The organism is Oscillatoria nigro-viridis PCC 7112 (genome assembly GCF_000317475.1).
GTDB lineage: Bacteria > Cyanobacteriota > Cyanobacteriia > Cyanobacteriales > Microcoleaceae > Microcoleus > Microcoleus nigroviridis.
Window position 1 is genome coordinate 5475249 of record NC_019729.1, and the last position, 25197, is coordinate 5500445.

The 25197-nt window shown below is 47.0% G+C and carries 17 protein-coding genes; 12 read left to right on the plus strand and 5 right to left on the minus strand.

Annotation, left to right across the window (positions count from 1 at the left end; all coding sequences use genetic code 11):
• Positions 1-58: 58 nt before the first annotated feature.
• A complete protein-coding gene (locus OSC7112_RS22755; protein WP_015178110.1) occupies positions 59-904 on the minus strand; it encodes a M48 family metallopeptidase in 846 nt (281 codons plus the stop codon).
• Positions 905-1295: 391 nt separating this feature from the next.
• Between OSC7112_RS22755 and OSC7112_RS22760 the strand changes: the two genes are divergently transcribed.
• Entirely contained in the window at positions 1296-2897 is a 1602-nt protein-coding gene (locus OSC7112_RS22760; protein WP_041623371.1) for a sensor histidine kinase, read from the plus strand.
• Positions 2898-3077: 180 nt separating this feature from the next.
• The gene (locus tag OSC7112_RS22765; protein WP_015178112.1) at positions 3078-3644 is read left to right on the plus strand and encodes a hypothetical protein; all 567 of its coding nucleotides are present in this window, start codon (positions 3078-3080) and stop codon (positions 3642-3644) included.
• 469 nt (positions 3645-4113) lie between these two features.
• Here OSC7112_RS22765 and OSC7112_RS22770 read toward each other — a convergent pair whose 3' ends face one another.
• The 3 genes from OSC7112_RS22770 to OSC7112_RS22775 are packed head-to-tail and all read right to left on the minus strand — an operon-like array spanning position 4114 to position 6642.
• The gene (locus OSC7112_RS22770) at positions 4114-5310 is read right to left on the minus strand and encodes a GNAT family N-acetyltransferase (RefSeq protein ID WP_015178113.1); all 1197 of its coding nucleotides are present in this window, start codon (positions 5308-5310) and stop codon (positions 4114-4116) included.
• Positions 5304-5687, minus strand: coding sequence for a hypothetical protein (locus tag OSC7112_RS42600; protein ID WP_422615551.1), 384 nt, complete (start codon positions 5685-5687; stop codon positions 5304-5306). Before OSC7112_RS42600 ends, OSC7112_RS22770 begins: the two co-directional genes overlap by 7 nt.
• 22 nt (positions 5688-5709) lie before the next feature.
• On the minus strand, positions 5710-6642 hold the full coding sequence (locus OSC7112_RS22775; protein WP_015178114.1) for a RibD family protein: 933 nt from the start codon (positions 6640-6642) through the stop codon (positions 5710-5712).
• A gap of 218 nt (positions 6643-6860) precedes the next feature.
• Here OSC7112_RS22775 and OSC7112_RS22780 point away from each other — a divergent pair, with 218 nt between their 5' ends.
• The 9 genes from OSC7112_RS22780 (at position 6861) to OSC7112_RS40090 (ending at position 19741) form a co-directional block, all read left to right on the plus strand.
• A complete protein-coding gene (locus OSC7112_RS22780; protein WP_015178115.1) occupies positions 6861-8888 on the plus strand; it encodes a DUF445 domain-containing protein in 2028 nt (675 codons plus the stop codon).
• Positions 8881-9882 (plus strand): hypothetical protein, encoded by a 1002-nt coding sequence (locus OSC7112_RS22785; RefSeq protein ID WP_015178116.1) that lies wholly within the window; start codon positions 8881-8883, stop codon positions 9880-9882. Before OSC7112_RS22780 ends, OSC7112_RS22785 begins: the two co-directional genes overlap by 8 nt.
• 11 nt (positions 9883-9893) lie before the next feature.
• Positions 9894-15566 (plus strand): DEAD/DEAH box helicase, encoded by a 5673-nt coding sequence (locus OSC7112_RS22790; protein WP_015178117.1) that lies wholly within the window; start codon positions 9894-9896, stop codon positions 15564-15566.
• Between the two features lie 427 nt (positions 15567-15993).
• The gene (locus OSC7112_RS22795; protein ID WP_015178118.1) at positions 15994-16368 is read left to right on the plus strand and encodes a photosystem I reaction center subunit IV; all 375 of its coding nucleotides are present in this window, start codon (positions 15994-15996) and stop codon (positions 16366-16368) included.
• Positions 16369-16370: 2 nt separating this feature from the next.
• Positions 16371-17333 carry a DNA-formamidopyrimidine glycosylase gene (locus OSC7112_RS22800; protein WP_015178119.1) on the plus strand — a complete coding sequence of 321 codons (963 nt, stop codon included), beginning with the start codon at positions 16371-16373 and terminating at the stop codon, positions 17331-17333.
• Positions 17334-17521: 188 nt separating this feature from the next.
• A complete protein-coding gene (locus tag OSC7112_RS22805) occupies positions 17522-17737 on the plus strand; it encodes an NAD(P)H-quinone oxidoreductase subunit O (RefSeq protein ID WP_015178120.1) in 216 nt (71 codons plus the stop codon).
• Between the two features lie 116 nt (positions 17738-17853).
• Entirely contained in the window at positions 17854-18807 is a 954-nt protein-coding gene (mdh, locus tag OSC7112_RS22810) for a malate dehydrogenase (protein ID WP_015178121.1), read from the plus strand.
• A gap of 379 nt (positions 18808-19186) precedes the next feature.
• Positions 19187-19276 carry an ATP-binding protein gene (locus OSC7112_RS38530; RefSeq protein WP_150111586.1) on the plus strand — a complete coding sequence of 30 codons (90 nt, stop codon included), beginning with the start codon at positions 19187-19189 and terminating at the stop codon, positions 19274-19276.
• A 315-nt stretch (positions 19277-19591) separates the two neighbouring features.
• On the plus strand, positions 19592-19741 hold the full coding sequence (locus OSC7112_RS40090; RefSeq protein ID WP_190274254.1) for a hypothetical protein: 150 nt from the start codon (positions 19592-19594) through the stop codon (positions 19739-19741).
• Positions 19742-20136: 395 nt separating this feature from the next.
• On the opposite strand, the gene OSC7112_RS38535 is transcribed toward OSC7112_RS40090, so the two are convergent.
• Positions 20137-20334, minus strand: a complete 198-nt coding sequence (locus OSC7112_RS38535) for a hypothetical protein (protein WP_150111587.1) — start codon at positions 20332-20334, stop codon at positions 20137-20139.
• On the opposite strand from OSC7112_RS38535, the gene OSC7112_RS22820 reads away from it, so the two are divergent.
• Entirely contained in the window at positions 20326-24885 is a 4560-nt protein-coding gene (locus OSC7112_RS22820) for a PAS domain S-box protein (protein WP_015178122.1), read from the plus strand. The genes OSC7112_RS38535 and OSC7112_RS22820 overlap by 9 nt on opposite strands.
• Positions 24886-25197 lie beyond the last annotated feature (312 nt).

Here is a 25197-nt window from a genome sequence, read left to right on the forward strand (position 1 = left end):
AACCCGAACTTCGATCCGCCTTTAGTAATAACTTTTGTAAAGCCCGATGCAATTCTCGCTAACCGCCCGACACATTCTTAGCAAACTCATCGCGTCCAGACACCAAATTAGCTGGAACGCCGTTAGGGAAATTTTGCGCGATTAAAGCTTGCAACTTTTGAACTCGGTTTTCAGGGTTGGGGTGAGAGCTCAAAAACTCCGGCGGCGCTTCTCCCTTCCTAGCCGCACCGAGAATTTTCATCACCTCAACAATACCTCTAGGATCGTAACCCGCCTCGGTCATAAACCGAAAACCGAGCCGATCGCTCTCAAGTTCATCCGATCTACCGTACCGCAAACCGACAACTTGATTGACAGCTTGAGCAATTAATGCTGCCTGCTGCCCGCCGCCGCGATCGTCGCTAGCAGCCACCCCAACCGCCGTTACCAAAGCCCTGCCCAACTGCTGTTTTGCCAAGTGTTCCGCAGCGTGGCGCGCCACAACGTGACCGCTTTCGTGCCCCAGTACAGCAGCCAACTGAGCCTCGGAATTCAGCCGCCGCAGCAGCCCCGCAGTAATAAAAACTTGTCCCCCCGGCAAAGCAAAAGCATTCACAGTTTCGGGGTCTCGCAGCAGGTGGAATTCAAACGGATAACCCGCTTGTTTCGCCGCCGAACGGTTGACAACTCGTTCTCCTACTCGATCGACATATTGCTGAATACTCTGGCTGGGATAAAGCCCCCCGTACTTGGCGGCCATTTGATCTCGCGCCTGCAATCCCAAAACTATCTCTTGGCGGGGAGAAAGCTGCACCCGCTGTCTCTCTCCTGTTACCGGATTTTGTACGTCGTTTGTAAAATAGGTAATTGCTCCAAAAAATGCCATTAATAGCCCGATCGCGGCTCGAAATAAAAATTTGTTCACAGGCTTGATACCTAAAAAGTTTAGCGAGTAGAATACTATGGTGACAGCTCTCTCGACATCTGTCTGAAGTATCAAGAAGGGAAAGTTGTTTGAGTTTTTTTGGATGATTGGCGAACAAGGCTTTTTTTAAACGAACCGCGAAGGCGCGAAGGACACGAAGGAAGAGAAGAAGAGAAGAAGAGAAGAAGAAGGTTATAGTTATTAAATTGGTTAAACTGAGATGTTGCACCATTGTCAGCAACAGGCTTTCCGGCCTGTTCCACAAAGAATAGATTTTCTCGCTTCACAGGCCGGAAAGCCTGTTCCGAAAAGGCTAATTGAGAATGGTGGAACATATGAGTTAAATCAGTTGAATCCTTTACAAAATCAGTTGCCGAACTTTTTTCGCAATATGTTCCAAGCTACCCGCCGCCGCCTCGCTATTTGGTACACTGCCGTTACTGCCGTATTGTTACTTTTATTCGCCACTGGTTTCTATTTCTACGTCCGTACTACTTTGATCGATCGCATTGATGACACCCTCAATCATGTTGTCGAAGTAATAGAGCGAACACTGGTTATCGAACCGCTAAGTTTGCCTGCTACCAAAGATAAAAATAAGTTGCAAGTTAATATTCAAGCGAGTTTTCGAGATAGCACCGATGCTGTAGAAGACGACCACATTGATTTAGAATGGTTCAGTCCTACGGGCGAATTGCTGTGGTCTACTTTATCGGAACCGCTGAATATTCCCATTCACGCTAACCGCATGGGCGAAACAGTTTGGGTTAATCATAAGTTGCGGTTTGAAGGTACAAATCAGGTACAAGAAAGGTTGGCAACGGGCAATGTACCGGATGTCACGGATTTAAGGGATAGAGGGAAGAGGGATTTAACCGCAGAGGCGCAGAGGGCGCAGAGGGGAGAAATCAGAGATTTTGATGGCGGTTTGAATGCAGGTTTGCAGGAAAATCTAAATTTAGGTAGTGAAAAGTCGATCGCACAAAATAAAAATCGCGTTTCTACCAAACCGATTAGCATTCGAACAACTCAAAACTATTCCCTCAGACAAGTAACGCAGCGAGTAGAAATCGGCCGCCAAGTTCTGGGATATTTGCGAGTCAGCCATCCTTGGTTTGAAGTGACAAAACCCATCCGCCAACTAATTCTCGATTTGATTTTGGGCGCGGGTTTAACTCTAATTTGCGTGGCGGCTATTGGCTGGCTGCTGTCGGGATTGGCGATGGCACCGGTGCGGGATTCTTACGGGCGTCTCAAACAGTTTACCGCTGATGCTTCTCACGAACTCAGAAATCCGATCGCCACTATTCAAACTAACGTGCAAGTAGCTTTGGCGGAACCGGATATCGAACCGCAGCAGTACCAACAGCTACAAGTTATCGAACGCCTCACCCGCCGTTTGGGGCGCTTGGTTGACGATTTGCTGTTTTTAGCCAGACAAGACAGCGGTATCGTGCAGCAGCAGTGGATTGAGGTTCCTCTCGATGCTTTGCTGATGGAGGTAATTGAAGAACAACAGGCGATCGCCACTACCCAAAATCTCTCTCTTTCTTTGGAAATTGTCGATCTGCCCAACGCTGAGGACAACTTTACACTGTTGGGCGACTGGGATCAACTAGCCCGACTGTTTACCAATATCGTCAGCAACGCCGTGCAGTACACGCCCTCTGGGGGCGAAATTGAAGTAGAATTGCAACTTGCAGCTAAAAACAAAAGAAATTCGCCGATGTTAAATCCAGCGCTGCAAATCAAAGTAACAGACACCGGCATCGGGATTTCCGCAGAAGCCCTGCCGCATTTATTCGATCGATTCTACCGCGCAGATCCCGCCCGCACCCACCGCAGCGCCGCCGGTTCCGGTTTAGGATTGGCCATCGCCAAAGCAATTGTCGAAAATCACCGCGGCCAAATCCGCATTGACAGCCAAGTCGATCGAGGTACAGCCGTTACCGTCACCCTCCCCGCCCACAAATCAGAAGCATCTCGCCTGTAAAAATCCTCTCTTCCCCTCGGACTCTGCGCCCTCTGCGCCCTCTGCGGTAAAAAAAAATCTCTCCCTAAAACCCTGATTCTTCTTACCTCTGACCCAAACCAAGCTATTAAAATTCAATTCCCGCATAGATTAACATGAACTTTGTTGGACAATCTCGATCGAACTTGTGAGGAGTTATTTATGTTTCGCCACAATCTACCGTTAAAAAAAATCAGCTTGCTAGCAGCCACCTGCGGAGGTTTACTCGTCAGTCTCGCAACACTTTCCCAGGCCGGCGGCCCACCGCCCCAAAAAGGAAAACCCGTTTCCCAACCCGCAGAGACTCCCGCCACCACTGAAGAACCCGTCAGCCAACCGACTCCGGCTGCGAGTCCGGGCCTCAGCGGGATGCCCTCTACACCAACAGACGCGCCTCCCCGCTTCCCCATGCCCAGTGCGCGAGTTACGCCTGCCGAAGGCATGATAGTAATTAAACTGGTGAATACCACCAATGCTGTCATCAATTATCAAATCGTAGGCGTCACCCAGCCGCGCACTCTGGGCGAACAATCTGAAATTTTGCTTCAAGCCCTCAAAGTGCCAATCACCCTGACTTACCAGCGCCCAGACGGCGGGTTGCTGCTGGTTCGCCCCCAAGCAACCGCGATGCCGGGAATGTTGCAAGTCAGTTTCGGCGCGACAACTGAGTTGACCGCTGATACAAAATCGTTGGAAATTCAGGAAGATGGCAAGGTAATTTTGAATTAGGTTAATTAGTTGACGGTTGACTGTTGACTGTTGACTGTTGACTGTTACCATTCGTGTCAACTTCAGACTCAGGAATGAGAATTAAATAACTTAGAATTTTGATGGTTCTTGTGGGATGGGCGTCCCGCCCGTCCAGAAAGGGCGGGCTAAGAGTGCCCAACCCCTACTTCCCACAAACTTGTGTAAATTATTTAATTCGCCATCCTAAAATCCATAATAAATATCGTTTATAGTTGAGTTTCGATCCCTCCTAACCCCCCTTAATAAGGGGGGACAAGACTATTCTTACCTCCCCTCTAACTCCCATTAATAAAGGGGAAAGAGCATTCAAAGTCCCCCTGATTAAGGGGGATGCGAGGGGGATCGAAACTTCGATACAAACGAGATATACAGAGGGTTTTAGTATTATGTTGACATCGATGGGCTGTTACTAATTCCCAATTTCCAATTCCAAATTCCCAATCAACCGTCACTCGCCGAGTAACAAAGGAGGTAACTTAGTAAAAGGTAAATCCTCGTTGACGGCATCAATTTCTTCCTGTTCTCTTTCGTTGATTTGACCGATATAAGACTTGAGAATTTGCGCCAGACGGTTGTTATAAAATCGGTGCAAACTATAATTTGGCGTAGCTGGAAAGCCGCGCCGTTTTTTGTGTCTGCCGCCGGCACCGGGATCGAAGCTTTGGATGCCCCGATCGATCGCCCATTCGATCGGCGTATAGTAACAAGCATCGAAGTGCAAGCAGTCGATTTCCTGCAAACTGCCCCAATAACGCCCGTACAGTCGATCGCCCTTATACAAACAAAAAGACATACCCACCGGCTGTCTCTCATCTTCCTTGTCGTAGGCGGCTACAAATAAAACTCGATCGCGATAATTGTGGTGCAACTGTTCAAAAAATCGCTTAGTCAGATACTTGCTTCCCCACCAACCAAATTTGTCGCAAGTATTCTCATAAAAAGCATACATTTGAGCAAACATGGCTTGGGGAATTTCATCGCCAGTCAGCGTTTTTACCAACAAACCAGCTTGGTCAACTGCTTTGCGTTCGCGCTTGATATTGCGGCGCTGGTTGGCATTAAATGCGCCTAAATAATTGTCAAAATTTTGATAGCCTTGATTTTGCCAAATATAACTGTGGTGCAGCCAACTGCTGAAACCGTGGCGTTCCATGCGCTGCCGCCATTCTGGATCGACATAAAGGAAATTGCAGCCGGAGATATTGTGGCGATCGCAAAAATGGTCGATCGCGCTTACCATTACTCCGGTTAACTCGTCTTCATCTTCCCCCTCGGCAATCAAAAACCGATAGCCTTCAGCCGGAGTAAACGGCGTCATTCCCATCAATTTGGGATAATATTTAATGCCCAAACGTTGGGCTAAATCCGCCCACTGATTGTCGAACACAAATTCGCCGTAACTGTGACTTTTGACATAAAGTGGCGCGCCAGCAATCAACTGTTTGTCTCGCCAGACTGTTAAGTGATGCGGCAGCCAACCGGTTTTACCTGTGGCACTGCCCGAGACTTCGAGATTGTTCAGCCAATCCCATTCCAGAAATGGAGTTTTTAGCGGCATTGCCAAGGCATCCCAAGACGCTTGCGGGATATCGCCTATTTTGCTAATCCAGGCTACAGAATATTCAGGTTTTGGCTGTTTCAGCATAGGGAGATTTGAGCGTAGAGCGATCGAACTTCATTTAAGTTAATACAATCTCCCCTGCTTGTGTAATTACTCGCCACAGGGAAGATGCCTGTGCCACGCAAGATGCCTGTGCCACACAACTCTTGTGGGGCGGGCACGCGCCACAGGCAAGATGCCTGTGCCACGCAAGATGCCTGTGCCACACAACTCTTGTGGGGTGGGCTCGCGAGCCCGCCACAGGCAAGATGCCTGTGCCACACAACTCTTGTGGGGTGGGCTCGCGTGCCCGCCACAGGCAAGATGCCTGTGCCACGCAAGATGCCTGTGCCACACAACTCTTGTGGGGCGGGCACGCGCCACAGGCAAGATGCCTGTGCCACGCAAGATGCCTGTGCCACACAACTCTTGTGGGGTGGGCTTCTAGCCCGCCCCGAATCTATAATGCAAAAATACCTCTTGTCCCACCTGTTTAACCGCCAAAAGTTCCAATTTTGGAGCTAAATCTGCCAAAAAACCCTTGCCCTCCACAGGTGTCGGTGCGCCCGCGCCGCCCAAAATTAACGGGCACACCGTCAGCCAAAGTTCGTCTACCAAGCCTGCAGCCAGCACAGACGCTACGAGTTTTCCCCCGCCCAGAATCGCCAAGCGTTTGATACCGAGAGTTTCTAGCTGTTGAAACGCATCAATCCAATCAATCTCTCCACCTGCGGTTTTTGCATAGATAATTCGATCGAATTGAGATGTTGCACCATTGTCAATAAGCCTGGGAGCAACAGGCAAGATGCCTGTTCCACTAGAAAATTCATCTCTCGCTTCACGGGCATCTTGCCCGTTATTGAGAGATGTTGCACCATTGTCAATAAGCCTGGGAGCAACAGGCAAGATGCCTGTTCCACTAGAAAATTCATCTCTCGCTTCACGGGCATCTTGCCCGTTATTGAAAATGGTGCCAGATGTGCGATCGAACTTACTGTCTTTTGTCGGAAGAGGAGACGGCTCCCTACAGTCTTGCCCCGTCAGCAGCCACCGAGGCACGGGTTGCTGGAAAAATCGCAAATTTGGGTCAAATTGGGACGATCGCGAACAAACAATTTGCAGCGGTTGTGGGGGCTTCCCTTGCAGTTCCCTCTGTTTGAGCAATTCCGGCGAAATCACTCTCATCGTCGTCCCATAGGCCTGTAGAGTGCCGTTGCCGAACAAAACCGCGTCGCTTGCTGCTACTTGCTGTTCGAGGTGGGCTTTGTCGCTGGCAGAACCGAATCTCGCGGGCGATCGGACGGCATCTGCAATTTTACCGTCCGCACTAATCGCGAGTATTACAGTTGCGTAAGGTCGATCGATTTTATCTGTCATTAATTTATTAAATTTTCGCACGACATCATATTTAACTAAGTAACTTCACGGATATAAACCCTATTATTGTTCGCTATACGGACGCCATCGCCAAATCTTATAATCGATATCGGCTGGCGATTTCGACATAATTAAGTTTCTCTATACTCACCTGCTTAGCAACTAGAGTTATAATACTTAAAATTACCAATTTCCGTCAAATTATATAAAACATAAACATGGATTATTTAACCTGGAATAATTCAATCGCAGCTCATTTCTTTAAACCGGAAATGGCGGGCAGTACCGTTCACCTGTATGTCACAGAGAAACTAATAACGGATATTGGTCAAGAAAGGGGTGTTGATTTATCAGATTTTATTGCAGCTATCAAAACGGGGCCTCCTGGGGTGACAAGGCAGGGTTTGTGCGTGAAAGCCTTACAAAGCCGGGATAATTGGCAGCAGCGAGAATTAGACTATCCGCCTTATATCGCTTATTTAGCGCTCTTTGTCTTAGCAGCCGGTATTGAAGGAACTTTTGCCGCCCATTCTTACTATCCGCGCTTGCGAACATTACTAGGCGAAGAACCTACCACAGGGCAGTATCCTTCATTTAACCGGATGTCGGAACTCTGGGAAGATTTAGAAAAATGGTCTAATCAAGATAAATCTGGCGAATTGGGTATCTTTAATAGCACCAGCATTGGCCAGAGAAATCACATTGGACTGCCGCTTGCACAAACTCTTCTGACTGAGGAAGAACGGCGCGCCCTCCCGGCTATTTTTGCCGCTGCTGACTTAGATTCTACTTCACCTCCTGCTGAGGAAGCGATCGCACGTTTGTTAGCCAAACACGGGCGCAAACAACTGGAAAAACGGACTTTAAGCTTATTAGAAGAAACCAGCGACAGCAAAGAACTTCGCCAAGCATTGCTCGAATGGATTATTGATGAATTGCGCGATTGGGATGGAACTGCTGAAGACTCAGGTAAAACGCAGATTTACGGACTGTTGAGATTGTGCTGCAAACTCGATTTAATTGCCAAACGCGCTACCCTAAGCCTGCGTTGCAATACTAAACAAGAATTTCCTGAAGATGGTTTGCTGTTATTTTTAGAAGACAATTCTCAATCCTTTTCTTGTTACGAAGATAGTGGGGGTTGGTCTTCACCTCTGATATCTGAGTCAGATGGAAAACCGCTGGTTGCCTCTGAATTTGATTGGTTGAAAGGTTTGCAAGTGCGATCGGCTGACTCTAAATGGTGTTTTAAGCTGCCAGCATCGCCCATTCGAGTATTCGTTAAGGGAGACACTCAGGGATTGCCCCATTTCGTCGAAGTGCGGCAGATTCCCACTCAAAAGCCATTTTATTTAGCTGCTCATCAAGAGTGTTTGGAATTGCTGACAAAATGGGGAGAATTGAGCTGTCAAGGCTTTGAAAAATTGCAAATTACAGATGGTTTGCCCAGCGGATGGCACTTTTTCAAAGCAGCGGCAGCTTGCAGTGACGAGTTAATCAAAGATCGATACCCAAGTTTAGCTTTTTCTACTAATGTGAGGCTAGAGTTAGATGGAGGAATCCGCCTGGGAAGAGGCAATAAATTCTTTAAGTTTGCCCCGCCGAAATTAATTTTACTAGCGGGCAGCGAATCAATCAAAGTATATTTCAACAATCAGCTATTAGATTGCACGGAAGCAGCAGGTATTTATGAACTGCCAGCCGATACTCCAGCGGAAACAAAGTTGCTAATCGAAGCACACCGAGGCGAAGATATTATCAAGCGTTGTTCTCTTTTATTAGTAGAAAACTATTCTTTGTCATCCGAAATTTCTGCGCCACAGTTCGATCGCTTCGGGAATCTCCTGACCGGGGACAATGGGAGCGCAAGCGTTGCTGGCGCATTGGTACGGGGCGTTGATTTCCCAGACTTTAACTTCAACACTTTTTTACCAATACAAGGAAAGCAGCGGATTTTCTATGTAGGTAAAGAACCAGGGCAAATAGCAATCTGCCCAGCGGAATCACTACCTACAGATTGGGAGCCTGTTTGGGCGATTTCCAAAGGTCGCCATCGCGGTCAAGCAATGTTTTGTGGCACCAATTTGGCAGAGTCACAACCGTCGATGTCAAAGTGCAAAAACCGCAAGAAGATGCGCGCTTGGAAAGAAATATTGTGGCACGATCGCAAGATAATTTCCCCGCCAGATCGATCCAACTTTAAACCATTGTGGAAACAGTTTCAGAAGGAGGCAGAACGTGTCTGAAACTAGCGAAAAACTGCTCTACGTTATTTCTGCAAAAAAGGAAGTTGCTTGGCTATCCTTTAAGGAAACCTTTGATTATTTGTATAATCTTGAGACGGGTGCGATGGAGGAAAATACCGGAATTAAGAATAAAAGACTTCAAACAATTCGCGCCCTCAATTCCCTGGGTCACTGTGACTTTGATTTTAGCGGCGATCGCAGCAAGAGTAAGGTTTATGCTGCTCCCCCTGTATTGGTGCGGTTGCCTTGTGCTGGCTTTCCTCAAGCGATTTTAGCAGGAGCGCGATCGCCTGCTACGATCGCACAATTATCAGAGGCTTGTCAGTCGGTGGGACATCACATTAACCTGGAAGTCACAGAACAATCCAATGAATTAGGGTTGATACCGAAGCGAGTCGCCGTGCAAGCGGAGGATGTAGGAGAATTGAGGGCGATCGGCAATTTGCTTAAAATACCTTTTATCGAAACGCCTTCAGCCTGGTCTTTGCTGCATTTTGCCGCCAGTATTTACGATTACTTAGCTACCCTCGAATGGTCTAAAGAACCAGAACTAAACTGGCAAAGCAAAACCTTTGACCCGATTTCTTTACAATTTCAATCCATAAAAGAAACCGATGGCGCCATTCGCCTTAGTGAATACACTCACCCATCCCGAAACACCAAAGTTTACTATCTTTGGCAAGATGGAATGTGTGCGGAAATAGACCTAGATTGGGGAAGGTATGCTGTTCTAAAAGCACTGCGGCGGAATGTTCTTATCTACGACAAACGCACATTCCATATGGCAGTACCCGCCAGCGCTAAGCTGCCACGACTTCTAGAAAGAGCCTTAACCCTTTGTTCGGGTTATGCAGCAAAATATGAAAAAATCCCGCGTGTTCTGCCGCAAATTCAGGGATTCAATTTATTCTCCGCTATTCCCCCTCAAATAGCGGAAATGACCGCAGCTAAATTAGGGCAGACAATGTTGCAGCAATCTTTAGATATAACATAGTGAGGTAACTTATGCACGATCCAATTAACGCATTTAACACAATTCGCGACAACTTTCTACTTTATGTAAAAACCGCTTTCGGAACTCAATTTCCCGAAATTGAACGAGAACGGGAAAGACTGCTGCGGCAACCCGGTGCATTCCATCAAGAACCCTGGATTGAACCGATGCCAAGCTATCAAAAATCAGGTAAAACCATCAATGATTTAGATATTTCCAATGTACCGGGATTAGATGAAACTGCCCTTCAAGACTTTAAACAACTTGCCTCCTGCGGACTTGTAGGCAATTACGAACTGTACAGCCACCAAATCCAAATGCTACGGCAAGCATTAGCAGGCAACAATGCTGTAGTAACTGCCGGTACAGGTTCGGGGAAAACCGAATCTTTTCTGTTACCTTTGTTTGCTTACCTCGCGCAAGAATCAATAAATTGGAAGCCGCCTAATGCCGAACCAGAACACCTTAACGATTGGTGGAAAAATGAAGAATGGCAGAACAAATGCAATCCGTTAGTAAACAAAAAACGCAGCTTTAAGAAATCTTATCGGGTTCCTCAGAGAAGTCACGAACAGCGGGATGCAGCAGTTCGCGCCTTGATTTTATATCCCATGAATGCTTTAGTTGAAGACCAGCTTACCAGGCTGCGCCGCGCTTTAGATTCTCAAGCAGCGCGAGATTGGTTTCAAGATAATAGAAAAGGCAATCGAGTCTATTTTGGCAGGTACAACGGCGTTACTCCCGTACCGGGGCATGAATACAAAGACAATCGTAAACCTAATGGAAAAAAAATAGAAGAACTTTTGGAAGCAATGCAGCAGATGCAGTTATCAGCCGATCGCGCTAGCGAACACGCCGATCGCACTGGCGAGGAAGATGTGAGGTTCTTTTTCCCGCGCTTAGATGGGGCAGAAATGCGCTGCCGCTGGGATATGAAAGACGCCCCGCCAGATATCTTAATCACCAACTATTCTATGCTCAGTATCATGCTGATGCGCGATCTCGAACGAGATATTTTTGAAAAAACAAAGGAATGGTTAAACAAAGATGGCAGCGTCTTTCATTTAATTGTTGACGAATTGCACTTATATCGCGGTACTTCTGGGACAGAAGTTGCTTATTTGCTGCGACTTTTGCTGCAACGTTTGGGGCTGCATCCCGGTCATCCAAAATTGCGGGTTCTTGCTTCTAGTGCATCTTTGGAACCAGACGATCCAAAAAGCTTAGAATTTTTGAATCAATTCTTTGGTTCTCAATGGAATTCCCAACAGATTATACCGGGTCGTTTAGAACAAATTCCACTAATTGAAGGTCAAGAGTTTCTGGAGAGCGAACCGTTTATCGCTTTGGCAGCAGAAATCAACAATGCAGAAACGTTGCAGTCAACGGCTGCATACAGTGCTTGCCGTCAAATTGTGGAATCTGAAACCGCGCAAGTTGGTGCTAGAATGGTCAATGCTTGTAAAGTTGACGGCAAAATTCGCGCCGTAGCGATCGCAAATTTTGCTCAACAGATTTTCGGCAATGACTTACCCGATGAAAACCTCGAACTCGCAGTAACAGGACTTCTAGCGACTCGCGGTTTATCGAACCAAACATCTTTGCCATCTTTCCGGCTGCACTGGTTTTTCAGGAATATTGAGGGGCTGTGGGCTTGCACTAAACCCAATCACGGGTGCGAAGAAAATGAAATTAGTAAAAATCGATTAGTTGGCAAACTATTTGTCGAAAATCCTCCCATACTTTACGACGAATACCGAGTTTTAGAACTGCTTTATTGCGAACAGTGTGGCACTGTGTTTTTTGGGGGAAACAGGCTGACAAGACAGAATGACGGATGGGAACTTTTGCCGACGGAACCAGATATTGAGGGAATTCCTGACAGAAGAGCTGGACGATTTATTGAGCAGAGGACTTACAAAGAATTTGCTATATTTTGGCCTTCCAGAGAAATCCATGAAGATTCAAAGGATTGGGGACAGTCTAAGAAAGCAGAGTCAGGTTGCTGGCGCAAGGCATGGCTACATACTCGCAGCGGTATAGTCCGTTTGGACCCTGATTCCTCTGATGACTTGACAGTTGAAGGTTATATTTTTTATCGACCGAACCTGCTACCAGAAAATGAGGAAAAAGTTAAAGCTTTGCCTTCAGTTTGTGCTTGCTGCGGTGCAGACTATAGCAAACGAAAGTTTCGCAAGTCTTCAATTCGAGGGTTCCGCACAGGTTTTTCTAAAGTGAGTCAGTTACTTTCCAAAGAACTGTTTTATCAGTTACCGGGAGATGCAGAATCCCGCAAATTAGTTGTGTTTTCTGACAGTCGCGAAGATGCCGCTTCTATATCTAATGGCATGGAGCGATCGCACTACGATGACCTGGTACGAGAAGCACTTTTTGATGAACTCGGACAGTTGGCGATCGGAGAATTGTGCCTATTAGAAGATATTCAACAACACAATCGGCCAGCTCGTCCAGAAGCCCTATTATTTGATCGACGCAACCCACAAGCTGTTGACCAGATGCAAAAAGCAATTAAAAACGTTAACAAGCCATTGCCAGGAGGTCTCGATCCGGAAGATTTGGAACTATTACAAAATAGGCGAGATAACGCTCAGAAGCTACTCAATGAAATCCAGGAAAGAGGCAAGATCCGCACAGTTCCTCTCAGAGCGCTATTTGAAGGCATTGAGAATTCCCAAGACCCCGGACTCCTGATCGAGCGATTGATAAAGTTAGGCGTTAACCCTGCGGGTAATGATGTTGAGTACCAAAGATTTTCCTATGACGGCAGAGACGATCACCATTGGACAAAACTATTTGACTTTAAAACCGCTGGGTGGAAACCAGACTTGTCTCCCGGAGCAAAAATTCCAGAGAACAAACTTCGAGACAAAGTAAAATCCGAGGTCTGTGATACACTTTTTAGCCGCCTATACTTTGGGATTGAAGCATCCGGCTTGGGTTATATTCGCCTGAATTTACCCCCAAATCAATTAGAACAGCTAGCCATTCAATGCGGAGTTTCAAGTTTAGTATTTGAGAGTATTTGCGATGGCGTATTGCGAATTTTGGGTGAATTATACAGATATCCAAAACCAAAACAACATCAAGATTATTATCCGCTGGATGACTGGAAAGACTGGGGTGATGCGAGATCAAACTTGCGGAATTATATTAAAGAGTGTGCAAAAGCTGGCGGAATTTCAGAACAGGAATTGAAACCAGCATTATGGTCAGCTATTTGCACGCAGGGTCAACACCATCACTTTAAACTTAATCCCCGGCATTTATCTGTACGAGTTGCTGTGTCCGATGACCCTGTGTGGCAGTGCGAGTCTTGCCAGCGCCATCACCTGCACCGCGCCGGAGGTGTTTGTACTAATTGTTTGGCACATTTACCAGCGAAACCTAATAGAAAATGCGGGGATTTGTACGATCGCAATTATTTCGCCACCCAAGCTGTAAATAAGCGTCAACCGTTGCGGTTGCACTGCGAAGAGTTGACCGGGCAAACCGACGATCAGGCCGAAAGGCAACGGCATTTCCGCAACATCATCGTGAATTTTGGCGAACAAGACAGAGATTTTATCCCAGCGGTAGATATCATCGATATCTTGAGCGTCACAACCACAATGGAAGTGGGGATTGATATTGGCAGTTTAATGGCTGTTGTGATGGCAAATATGCCGCCGATGCGCTTTAATTACCAACAGCGTGCGGGTCGCGGAGGGCGCCGGGGTCAGGCTTTTGCTATTGTACTTACTCTCTGTCGCGGTCGATCGCACGATGAGTTTTATTACCGGCATCCTGAAAAAATTACGGGCGATCCGCCACCGGTTCCTTTTCTTGCTATGTCACAGGTTGAGATGGCCCAGCGCCTCCTAACAAAAGAATGTTTGAGACTAGCATTTATTGCTGCTGGTGTCAACTGCTGGGAGGTGGAAAAAAAGCCTGACAGTCACGGTGAATTTGGCACAGTTCAAAATTGGAAGGAAACGGAAGAACGGCGCGAACAAGTTCGGCGCTGGTTGAGAACTTCTTGTGAAGTAACTGAGGTAATAAATTCTCTGCTAGTCGGCGTTGAAGGTATCGATCGCGATAACTTAGAAAACTATGCACGTCAGCAGTTGTTTGAGAAAATTAATGAGTGCGCCAATAACTTAGAATTGACTGGTGATGGATTGGCAGAACGCCTCGCTGAGGGCGGGATTTTGCCGATGTACGGGATGCCTTCAAGAGTGCGTGATTTGTACCATCACGAACCGTCTAGAAAACAGAAAGTTTCTACTATCGATCGAGATTTAGATTTAGCAGTCGCGGAATTTGCACCAGGTTCCGAAAAAACTAAAGACAAGCGAATTTATACCGCGATCGGGTTTACAGCACCGTTAATTTCAGACAGTAAACACGGGTTAGTTCCTGCAGGCGAACCTGTGAGCGATCGCCAATGGATGTTGAGGTGTCAGCGCTGCCAACATACGGCAACCTCTAATACAATATTTGAAGATATAATCTGTCCGAAATGCGCGGCAACTGAGGAACAGGGATTTCGAGTTTTTCAGTGGGCTGTCCCTTTAGCTTTCCGTACCAGCATCAATCCTGGAGCTGACGCTAAAGAGGAATACGATGCGTTAATTACAGGTGCAGGCAGCGTCGCCGAGTCCCAACCTCAAGATTTTAACTTAGTAAATAACACGAATACTCAGATAGCTTTCTCTAAGTCCGGCCGCGTTTTCCGCGTCAATGACAATAGAGGACAGCTATTTAAGGGAACAATAGGAACTGCCACATTTGGACGCGGTGATAAACTATTACCCGATCAGTGGATTGATGAGCGATTCCAGAATAAGCCTGACGGGGTGAGGTTTAAACCCCAGGGCGAGTCAGAGGCGATCGCTATAATTGCCCCAAAAACTACTGGCGTACTGCGAATTAAGCCCGTTACTGTACCTGATGGATTGTGCCTGGATCCTATTGCACCCGGTTCTGCTGTCAAAGCTGCTTTCTACTCAGCCGCTTTCACTGTTCGTGCTGTAGCGGCACAGGAGTTAGACATCGATCCGGAAGAATTAGACATCAGCGGTTTGCGACAGGTTGAATTAGAGGATAAAAAAGTAGGAGAAATTGTAATTAGCGATCGGCTTGCTAACGGTTCTGGCTTCACCGACTGGTTAGCCCATCGCTGGGAAGATATCCTTACAGACAAAATTCTGAATTCTCAAAATAGCTTTGCTGAGGCAATTATGTCACCACAACACCGCCAAAAATGCGACTCTTCTTGTTACGATTGCTTGCAGCAGTACCGCAATATGAACTATCACGGTCTGCTGGATTGGCGTTTGGGGCTTTCCTTGCTGAGGGCATTGGCTAGCAGCAATTTTCAATGCGGGCTCGATGGGGATTTTTCTACTCCTGACTTAGAAAATTGGCTGCTGAATGCAACTGCTTTGCGCGATATATTTTGTGCTTCGTTTAGTTGTTCCGGGGAACAGTTCGGCGCTTTACCGGGTTTTGCAGTGGGGGATAAAAGCGTTATTATCGTTCATCCTTTGTGGGAGGTAGATAACCCTCAAGGCTTATTGCATGAAGCGATTGCTACAGTAGAAGCGCCCGATCGACTTCGATACCTAGATACCTTCAATCTCCTGCGCCGTCCGAGTTGGTGCTATCAATCGCTAGATGATTAGATGCAGGATTCAAACATTAACACACTAGATGGTGGATAACTTGACTGAATGAGGATTTACGCAACCTTCTCGTGCAGAGCCGTGGCAATTCCAAGAGCGCTTGGGGCTACGCGGCCTGCGGGGGGATTGCCACGGCTCTGCCTAAATCCTATTAATGCACTATGTAGGCGCTCCGGCTCGCTCTCCTATTTGTAAAGTTTTTTATATATCCGATCGCACAGCTTGTATTTAACGGATAATGTGGGTTTATTTATTTTGCAACCTCAGCGATCGCCCTACCAAAGTATTTACTTTTCTTTACAAAAATCCGAGCAAAAAACGGCGCGGGAGGTAAAAATTCTGTTGCAGACTTTAAATGCGCCGCGCGATCGACTAGAGTAAAAAAAATGGCTTGATCCGTTTATTCATCGCAAAGGAAAAAAAGCTCATGGTTCAACGCGGTTCTACAGTCCGGATTCTCCGCAAAGAATCCTACTGGTATCAAGAAGTGGGCACCGTTGCTACGGTAGACCAAAGCGGCATTAAATACCCAGTTATCGTTCGCTTTAACAGCGTAAATTATGCAGGCGTCAACACCAACAACTTCGCCCAAAGCGAATTAGTGGAAGTAGCAGCCCCCAAAGCGAAAGCAAAATCAACCGCAGCTCCCGGCGGCAAGCAAACCACGATCGAGGAAAAAACCCGGAAAACCGGCAGCGGAGGAGCCCCCCAGCAGCCGAAAACTTCAACCGACAGCAAACCGGGTGCCGAAACTCCCGGCAGCGTCGAAGGTGCGCCAAATCAAGGAACAGAACAACGCTAATTGTGCCAGAGCTGCCAGAAGTTGAAACTATTTGCCGGGGTTTGAATCAAGCAACCCTCGATCGAGAAATGTTGGGCGGCGACGTGTTGTTAAACAGCACGATCGCCCGCTCAATCTCTGCGACCGATTTTTTGACACAACTCAAAGGAAAGTCGATCGCCCGCTGGTACAGACGCGGCAAATATCTACTGGCAGAACTATCTCAATTCCCAGAAGGAGAAAGAGAGAGGGGGACAGGGGGACAGGGGGAGAGTGGGAGAGTGGGAGAATTTCTTGCCCAAACTCCAATCTCTTCCCAAACGCCTTCTTTCTGCCCCTCCCTTTTGCCTTCAAAAGCCGGCTGGTTGGGCGTTCACCTGCGGATGACCGGTCAACTGCTGTGGGTGAACCGATCCGAACCACTGCAAAAACACGCGCGAGTGCGGCTGTTTTTTGAAGGAAACCAAGAACTGCGGTTTGTAGACCAGCGCACTTTCGGGCAAATGTGGTACGTGCCTGCAGAAACCGAGGTTTCCAGCACTGTCACCGGTCTGAAACTCTTAGGCCCCGAACCGTTTTCAGAGGAATTTACAACAGAATATTTGGCCCGCAAGCTGCACCGGCGGGCGCGACCCATAAAAACAGCTTTGCTAGACCAGTCACTGATAGCTGGTTTGGGCAATATTTACGCAGACGAAACTTTGTTTTTGTCGGGAGTGATGCCCACAACTCTGTGCGCGGATTTGACCGCAGAGCAAATTGGGCGCATCCATACAGCTATTATCCAAGTTTTACAGAAGGCGATCGCATCCGGCGGCACCACTTTTAGCAATTTTCTCAACGTCCAAGGTGTCAACGGCAACTACGGCGGTGTCGCTTGGGTTTACAATCGCGCCGGTCAACCCTGCCGCACTTGCTCCGCAACCATCGAACGTATAAAATTAGCAGGGCGATCGACTCATTTTTGCCCCATTTGTCAGACATAGGAAGCAGTCAATGGATTTTAGGCTTTAGATTTTAGATTTTCGATCTACCCCACGAATCGCACTCCTTTATTCCTTAGTCCGCTTGGAGTGGACTTAGTTTGTTTAGTAGCGATTTCAATCGCCGAGTGACTTTCCAGGCAAATCTAGATTAAAATTTGTATAGTTTTTTAAACTAAACACAGCAAGTTATGGCAATCAAGAAAGGCAGTATAGTTCGCGCTGTACGCGAAAAATTGGAAAACAGTCTAGAAGCCAAAGCCAGCGACCAGCGCTTTTCCTCGTATATATTTGAAACAAAGGGCGAAGTGATGGATGTTCGCGGCGACTATGCCTTCGTCAAATTTGGCAAAGTTCCCACCCCCAATATTTGGCTGCGGGTAGACCAACTCGAAGATTTTAAGTAACTCACCAAAACTAAACCTCACTGTTCTTAATGTAGCGAAGGGTGCACACCGCGCACCTTTCCCCAATTAAGCTCATTTCTAAAATCTAAAATCTAAAATCTAAAATCTAAAATCAAATGAATTCTCCATCAACCCGCGTATCAATTATTGGTGCAGGCAAAGTCGGCAGTACGTTAGCGCAGCGAATTGCCGAGAAAAATCTGGCAGATGTAGTATTGCTAGATATTGTGGAGGGTTGGCCGCAGGGCGTTGCTTTGGATTTAATGGAAGCCAGGGGAGTGGAACGCCACGATCGCCAAATTGTCGGTACAAATGATTATACAGATACGGCAAACTCAAATATCATAGTAATTGCCGCCGGAGTGCCGCGCAAACCCGGTATCAATCGGGAAGATTTAATTAAAATCAATGCTCGAATTGTCACCCAAGCCTCAAAACAGGCGATCGAGCATTCTCCCGAAGCAATCTTAATCGTCATCACCAATCCCCTAGATATCATGACTTATTTAGCTTGGGAAGCAGCGGATTTGCCCAAACACCGAGTCATGGGGATGGGGGGAGTTCTCGACTCCGCCCGCTTTCAAACTTTTATTGCCATGGAATTGGGCATTTCAATTGCTGACATCAATGCAACTGTCATCGGTTCTCACGGCGATTTGATGGTTCCTTTGCCCCGCTATTCCACTGTCAAGGGTATTCCGATCGATCGACTTATGGATGCTGGGGCGATCGATCGACTCCTACAGCGGACTCGCCACGGCGGCGCAGAAATTGTCGAATTGATGAAGATTAGTAGTGCTTATTTTGCACCCGCATCTTCTGCCTGTTTGATGGTAGAATCTATTTTATTTAATCAGTCGCGACTCTTGCCTTGCTGCGTTTATTTGCACGGCGAATACGGCGTGCAAGATATCTTTTTAGGAGTTCCCTGCCGCTTGGGATCTCGGGGAGTCGAACAAGTAGTCGAACTCGAACTCAGCGATACCGAAAGAGCAGCCTTTATCGAGTCGGGCAAATTGGTTGCCGAAAATATTGAGGAAGCTAGGGCGATGCTGAAAACTGCTTCTTAAGTTTGTAGCAATTCGTCGATCGTAGCAGCCTGCTCGCCGCTTCAATATAATAATTTATACTGAGTATGACAGTGCGATCGATCTCTCGGAATTTGGCTTTTCGGATTTAAAGCGCGCTTTTATAAAAAAATCATTGCTCGTGGTTGTTATGATGTATTTCAAAAGCAGAAAAACGGGCAGCAAGAAACCAATCGATAAATATAAAATTTACTCTCAAAAATTTGGTAAAAACGCAAAAACTGGCCAAAGCAGTTGAACTTGGTCGGCGCGGCAATACCATCAGAGTTTATCTAGAAATTAAAGCCAAAATCGGCCATCTTTTCTTTACTACTAAACAACAGCAGAAGCATTCGGTTTTGGCAGATATCCCACTCGCGATATGATTGCCGAACAACACGGTGGCACTTTAAAGGTAGAAAGCGAAATGCGAGTTTCTACGGAATTTGTCATTACTGTGCCCCAACTTTAATCTTCGCGATCGCCATTTCTATCGATCGAGCTTGAAATACCTTTACTTTCGCCAAAAATGTGATACCCTAAACATCTGTATTATCTAAAAATTTTTACACTTCTCAAAAAGGGCAAAAATAGGGCAAAAAGTCTCCGCGCGTGCGAACCTATCCCGAACGCGCGTGCGGGCCCGTTGCGGTAGGGAATCGCCCTTGAGTTGAGCTAATTTAACCATAGCCTGCAACTACCTCAAGTTTTCGGTCAAAAACTAACCTCTGATTCTGTGAATTTAAATCAGTTGAAAAAATCCAATCCCTCCCCTGAAATAACGAGAATGCAACGAAAAATATCTAAAATTTCGGCTGACCCCAAAGGCTGTAAAAAAGCTAATTTAGGAGAGATAAATCTGGTTCATCTCAATGAAAACAGCCCAGCTAGAAATTGGAGCCAGGAGGAAATAGTCAGAAGTCAGGAGCCAGAATAAGTGTTTTTACAAATAGGAGATGCTCCCGATAAATCGAGCATTACTTACTTAAAACTCTAGAAAAGGCGATCGCATAAATTTAAACAAATTTTAATAGAGGCGTTACCAACAGGATATTCGCTCGCCAAAACAAGGAAACCATCGATAGAATTTGCGGTAATAATAAAAAGGTGACAATTGAAACCGAAGGCGATCGAAAAAAATGTCAAAATTAGTCATAATGCTCCCGTCATCCCGTCATGAAACTCGGTTTCTGGTTTCCACTTTCGGAGCTTCCCTGGCTTAATTACATTAAGAAACCTAGTTTATGTGTAAGTTTTGTTAACCTAATTCTCTATTATTGAGAATTTATGTAGTAGCAAATTACGCCAGTTTTTTCAGTAAATATACGGAAGTTAACAGGCTCGATAGACCTGCAAATCTAGAAAAAATACGGAAATGCAGCGTGAGTAGCTGCTAAGTGCTAGCAGAAGGAGGAGAATTTGTCCTTTGCCCTTTTGATTTACCGCGCTCAACTTGTCGATCGCGATTGAGATGCCATCAACCTCGATACCAAACCGCAACATCACTAAAGAAAGAGCATTATGTTTCATGAATACCTGTATCACGAAGTAACAAACCTGCGCGAGAAACTAGCTCACCTAGAAAGAGAAACGCAGTCTCAAACCTGGTTCAAAAAGCTGCAAGCGCTGATGGGAGTTATTAGCAAAATTCGTGAATCCCTAGACTTAGAAACAATATTCAAAATCACAGCCACCGAAGTTCGGCAACTCCTAAATGCCGATCGAGTCGCCGTCTACCGCTTCTTTCCCGAATCCGAATGGAATGAGGGCGAAGTAGTGTCCGAAGACGTACTGCCCCAATACAGCCCATCTTTGGGAACCAGAGTCCGCGACTACTGCTTCGGCGAACAATTTGCCGCCAACTATGCCAAAGGATACGTTCAAGCAGTCGCGGACATTTACAAAGCCCGGTTGAGCCCTTGTCACCTCAAAATCCTCAAGCGGTTTCAAATCCGAGCCAACTTAGTCGTACCGCTGCTGCAAGGGAAACATTTGTGGGGATTGCTGTGCATTCACTCCTGCGGTCAACCCCGCCAGTGGCAAGAAGACGAAATCGAATTTGCCAGACAAGTAGGCGACCATTTAGCAGTTGCCATCTACCAAGCCGAACTGCACTTGCAAACCCAGAGGCAAATAGCACAAATCGAATCCACGCAGCAGAAACTCCGCGACAGCGAGCAAAAATATCACCAAATTCTCGATTCGATCGGCGATATGGTATTAGTCAAAGGCCCCAAATCCAAAATTGTTTGGGCAAATCAAGCATTCCGCGACTATTACGGCATGACAGAAGAAGAACTTCAAGGCATCGTAGACGCACCTTTCGCCGATCCCGACAATACTCTCCAGTACGTCAGAGATGACACCTTCGTATTTGACACCGGGCACACTCTGCAAATTTCCGCAGAACCGGTGACGCGGCACGACGGAGAAGTGCGGCTGTTCAGCACCGTCAAAACACCGATCCGCAGCGCAGACGGCCAAATCGTCATGACTGTCGGCGTCTCCCGCGACATGACGGAACGCAAAAAAGCAGAAGAAGCGGTCAAAGCCAGCGAAACCAAATACCGCAGCCTGGTAGAAACCTCCCAAGACATGATTTGGTCGGTCGATGCTTCCGGGCGCTACACCTTCGTCAACCCAGCAGTTAAGTACATCTACGGTTACGAACCAGAAGAAATGATCGGTCGGCCCTTCTCCGACTTTGTGACACCAGAACAAAGCCAGAAAGATTTAAAAATTTTCGCCCGGTTGTTGACCGGAGAATCAATTTTCCAGTACGAAACCACCCAAATCGCCAAAGACGGCAGCATGAAACATTTAATGTTTAACGCCATCGCCCTCTACGACGAAACCGGAAACTGCCTCGGCACGACCGGTACAGCCACCGACATTACCGATCGCAAGCGAGCAGAAGCAGCCTTACAACACGCCAACGCAGAACTAGAGCGCAGAGTAGAAGCACGCACGGCCGAACTGCGACAGACTTTTGCCGCCCTCACGGCCAGCGAAACCAGGTTCCGGACGATCGCGGCCACCATGCCCGGAGCTCTGTTCCAATTTTGCAGCAGCCAGGGAGTTTGGCGCATTGACTACATGAGCGATCGCATCTTCGATATCAGTGGCGTCACAGCATCAGAAATGATGCAAGACATGAATACATTTATTTCCCGCGTCCACCCTGAAGACTTGGAAGGCTACATCGCCTCCGTCAACGAAGCCGTAGAAAATCTCTCCATGTGGCACTATGAAGGGCGGTTAGTCAAGCCCGACGGCGAGATTCGCTGGTGGCAGGGCGACTCGATGCCCACCTGCAGCGAGAACGGCGAAATCGTATTTTGCGGCGTATTGTTCGACATTACCGATCGCAAAGTTGCCGAAACCGCCATCCGCGAGAGCCAGCGGCAGCTCAAAGAAGCCCAGAGACTCGCCCACGTCGGCAATTGGGAACTCGACGCAGCCACCGAAACCCTCACTTGGTCGGAAGAACTCTTCCGCATCTTCGGGCTCGAACCGGCCGCCTTTGCGCCCAACCTAGCCGAACAGGTCGCTCAGATTCATCCAGAAGATTTGGAATTGTGGCAAACTCAAGTGCAGCGGGGACTCGCAACAGGCATCCCCTTTGATTTTGACTTTCGCCTTTACCGTCCCGACGGCACCTTGCGACACGTGAACGCCGTCGGCAAAGCCGAAACCGATGTGAACGGCAAGGTGGTAAAACTGTTCGGTACGGCGATCGACATTACCGATCGCAAAGCCGCCGAAGCAGCACTGCGGCAAGCAGCAGTCGAGTTAGAAGACAGAGTGAGCGATCGCACGGCCGAACTTTCCCAAGCAGTCACCCAATTAGAACAAGAAATTGGCGATCGCAAACAGGCAGAAGCAGCCCTGCAAGTTTCCGAGCAAAACCTGAGAACCATATTTAACAATGTCTACGATGCTATCTTGATTCACGATTTAGAAGGAAACATTCTCGATGTGAATAATCGAATGTTAGAAATGTACGGAGTTACCCGTGACCAAGCAACAAAATTATCAATTAAAAAGGACTATTCAACAGACGGCAATCCCATTGAAAAAATGGCAGAACTTTGGGAAAAAGTATTAGCCGGCGAAACAGGTCGCGTGGAATGGAAAGCGAGGCGTCCCAACGACGGTTCAACTTTTGATGCAGAAGTTGCCCTGTCCAAAATTAATCTCAACGGCAATCTCAGCATCATTGCCAACGTCCGAGATATTAGCGATCGCAAACAGGCAGAAGCAGAACTCCAACAGGCTCAACATTTTATGGAATCAGTGCTCAAAACCATACCCGTAGGAGTATTTTGCAAAGAAGCACAAGAGTTGCGATTTGTACTGTGGAACCCAGTCGCCCAACAGTTGCTCGGTTTCAGTGCAGCAGAAGTTATGGGCAAAAAGGACTACGACTTTTTCCCCAGAGAACAAGCCGACTTTTTCACCGCCAAAGACCGGGAAGCCCTCGCCAGCGGGCAAATTTTAGACATTCCCGAAGAACTGATTCAAACAAGAGAAGGCGATACTCGCATATTTCATACGAAGAAAACCGCAATTCTCGATCGAGAAGGAAATGCCCAATATTTATTAGCAATTACCGAAGACATTACCGATCGCAAGCAGGGAGAAATTGCCTTGAGGCGATCGGAAGCCCGACTCAGACAGCAGGCCGATCGAGAAAAATTGCTCAACAACCTCACTACTCAAATCCGCAATTCCCTCGATTTCGACAGCATTATTGCTGTCGCCGTCCAAGAAATTCGGGCTTTCATGCAGATCGATCGGTGCTATTTTTCCTGGTACCGCAGCGAACAAGAAGAGGCTTTTTGGGAAATTATTCAAGAATCTCGCAGAATAGAACTTCCCGATTTAATAGGTTCCTATAAAGCTTCTGACTTCGGCACTATAGGAGAACAGATGTTGCGTCTAGAAACGCTGCAAATCGATGATGTAGGAGCGATCGCAGACCCTTTTTGGAGAAAGTCTCTTAACTCTCTGGGTTACCGATCTGTGTTGGCAATTCCGATGCAGGCACTTTCGGGAATAGTGAGCGTTGTTACCTGCGCCCACTCCGCTGCCGTGCGACCCTGGAGTGAGGGCGAAGTAGAATTATTGCAAGCGGTTACAGTTCAATTGGCGATCGCTCTCAACCAAGCCGATCTGTACGCCCAAACTCGCAATAAAGCTCTCGAATTAGAACAAACCTTGCAGAAATTAACCAGCACTCAATCGCAGTTAATTCAAAATGAAAAAATGTCTAGTCTCGGTCAACTTGTGGCAGGAGTCGCCCACGAAATCAACAACCCAGTTAACTTTATTTACGGCAACCTCACCCACGCCAACGACTATACCCAAGACTTGCTACACCTGATCGAACTTTACCAAAATCACTATCCCGATCCAGTCCCGGAAATTCAAGAGGAAATAGACAATATTGAACTCGACTTTTTGATGAAAGACTTGCCAAAGTTGCTTTCTTCAATGAAAGTCGGTGCAGACAGAATTCAACAAATTGTTGCTTCTCTCCGCACATTTTCCCGCATGGACGAAGCTGAAAAGAAAGCAGTCAACATCCACGACGGCATAGATAGCACCCTGATGATTTTGCAGCACCGGCTCAAAGCTAAACACAATCATCCAGAAATTGAGGTGATTAAAGAATACGCTCAACTGCCCTTAGTAGAATGTTATGCCGGACAGTTAAATCAAGTATTTATGAACATCTTGAGCAATGCTTTGGATGCTTTGGAAGAACGGGATCTGCGCCGTTCTGCTGAGGAAATGCGGCAACAGCCCAGCCACATCCGCATCCGCACTGAAATATCGCCAGCGGGCAAGGTAATTATTCGGATTGCCGACAACGGGCCGGGAATACCGGAGACTGTCGGCACTCGGCTTTTTGACCCGTTTTTTACCACTAAACCTGTGGGTAAAGGCACTGGGATGGGCTTGTCAATTAGCTATCAAATTGTTACAGACAGACACAACGGGTCGCTGAAATGCACTTCTGCGCCGGGACAGGGTACAGAATTGGCGATCGAGATTCCCCTCAAAGCTAATTGTTAATGGGGAATTGGTAAGTTGTAATTGACAGTTGGCAATTGCGAAACCGTAACGGTGCCTCAGTTTGGTAATTCTCAACCATAACAAATCCGGTAGCATAGTCCTGATAAAATCCAGTCAACAGTCAACCACGGACGGTGCAACCGGACTCGATCTAATTCATCTGCGTTAATCTGTGTTAATCTGCCCTCATCTGCAGTAAAAAAAAGAAAATTTCTTCACCGCAGATGACAAGAGATTAACGCGGATTCACGCAGATGAAGAATTCCGATGCTAACAAATTTGATATCACCTAAAATCTAATTTTGATGCACC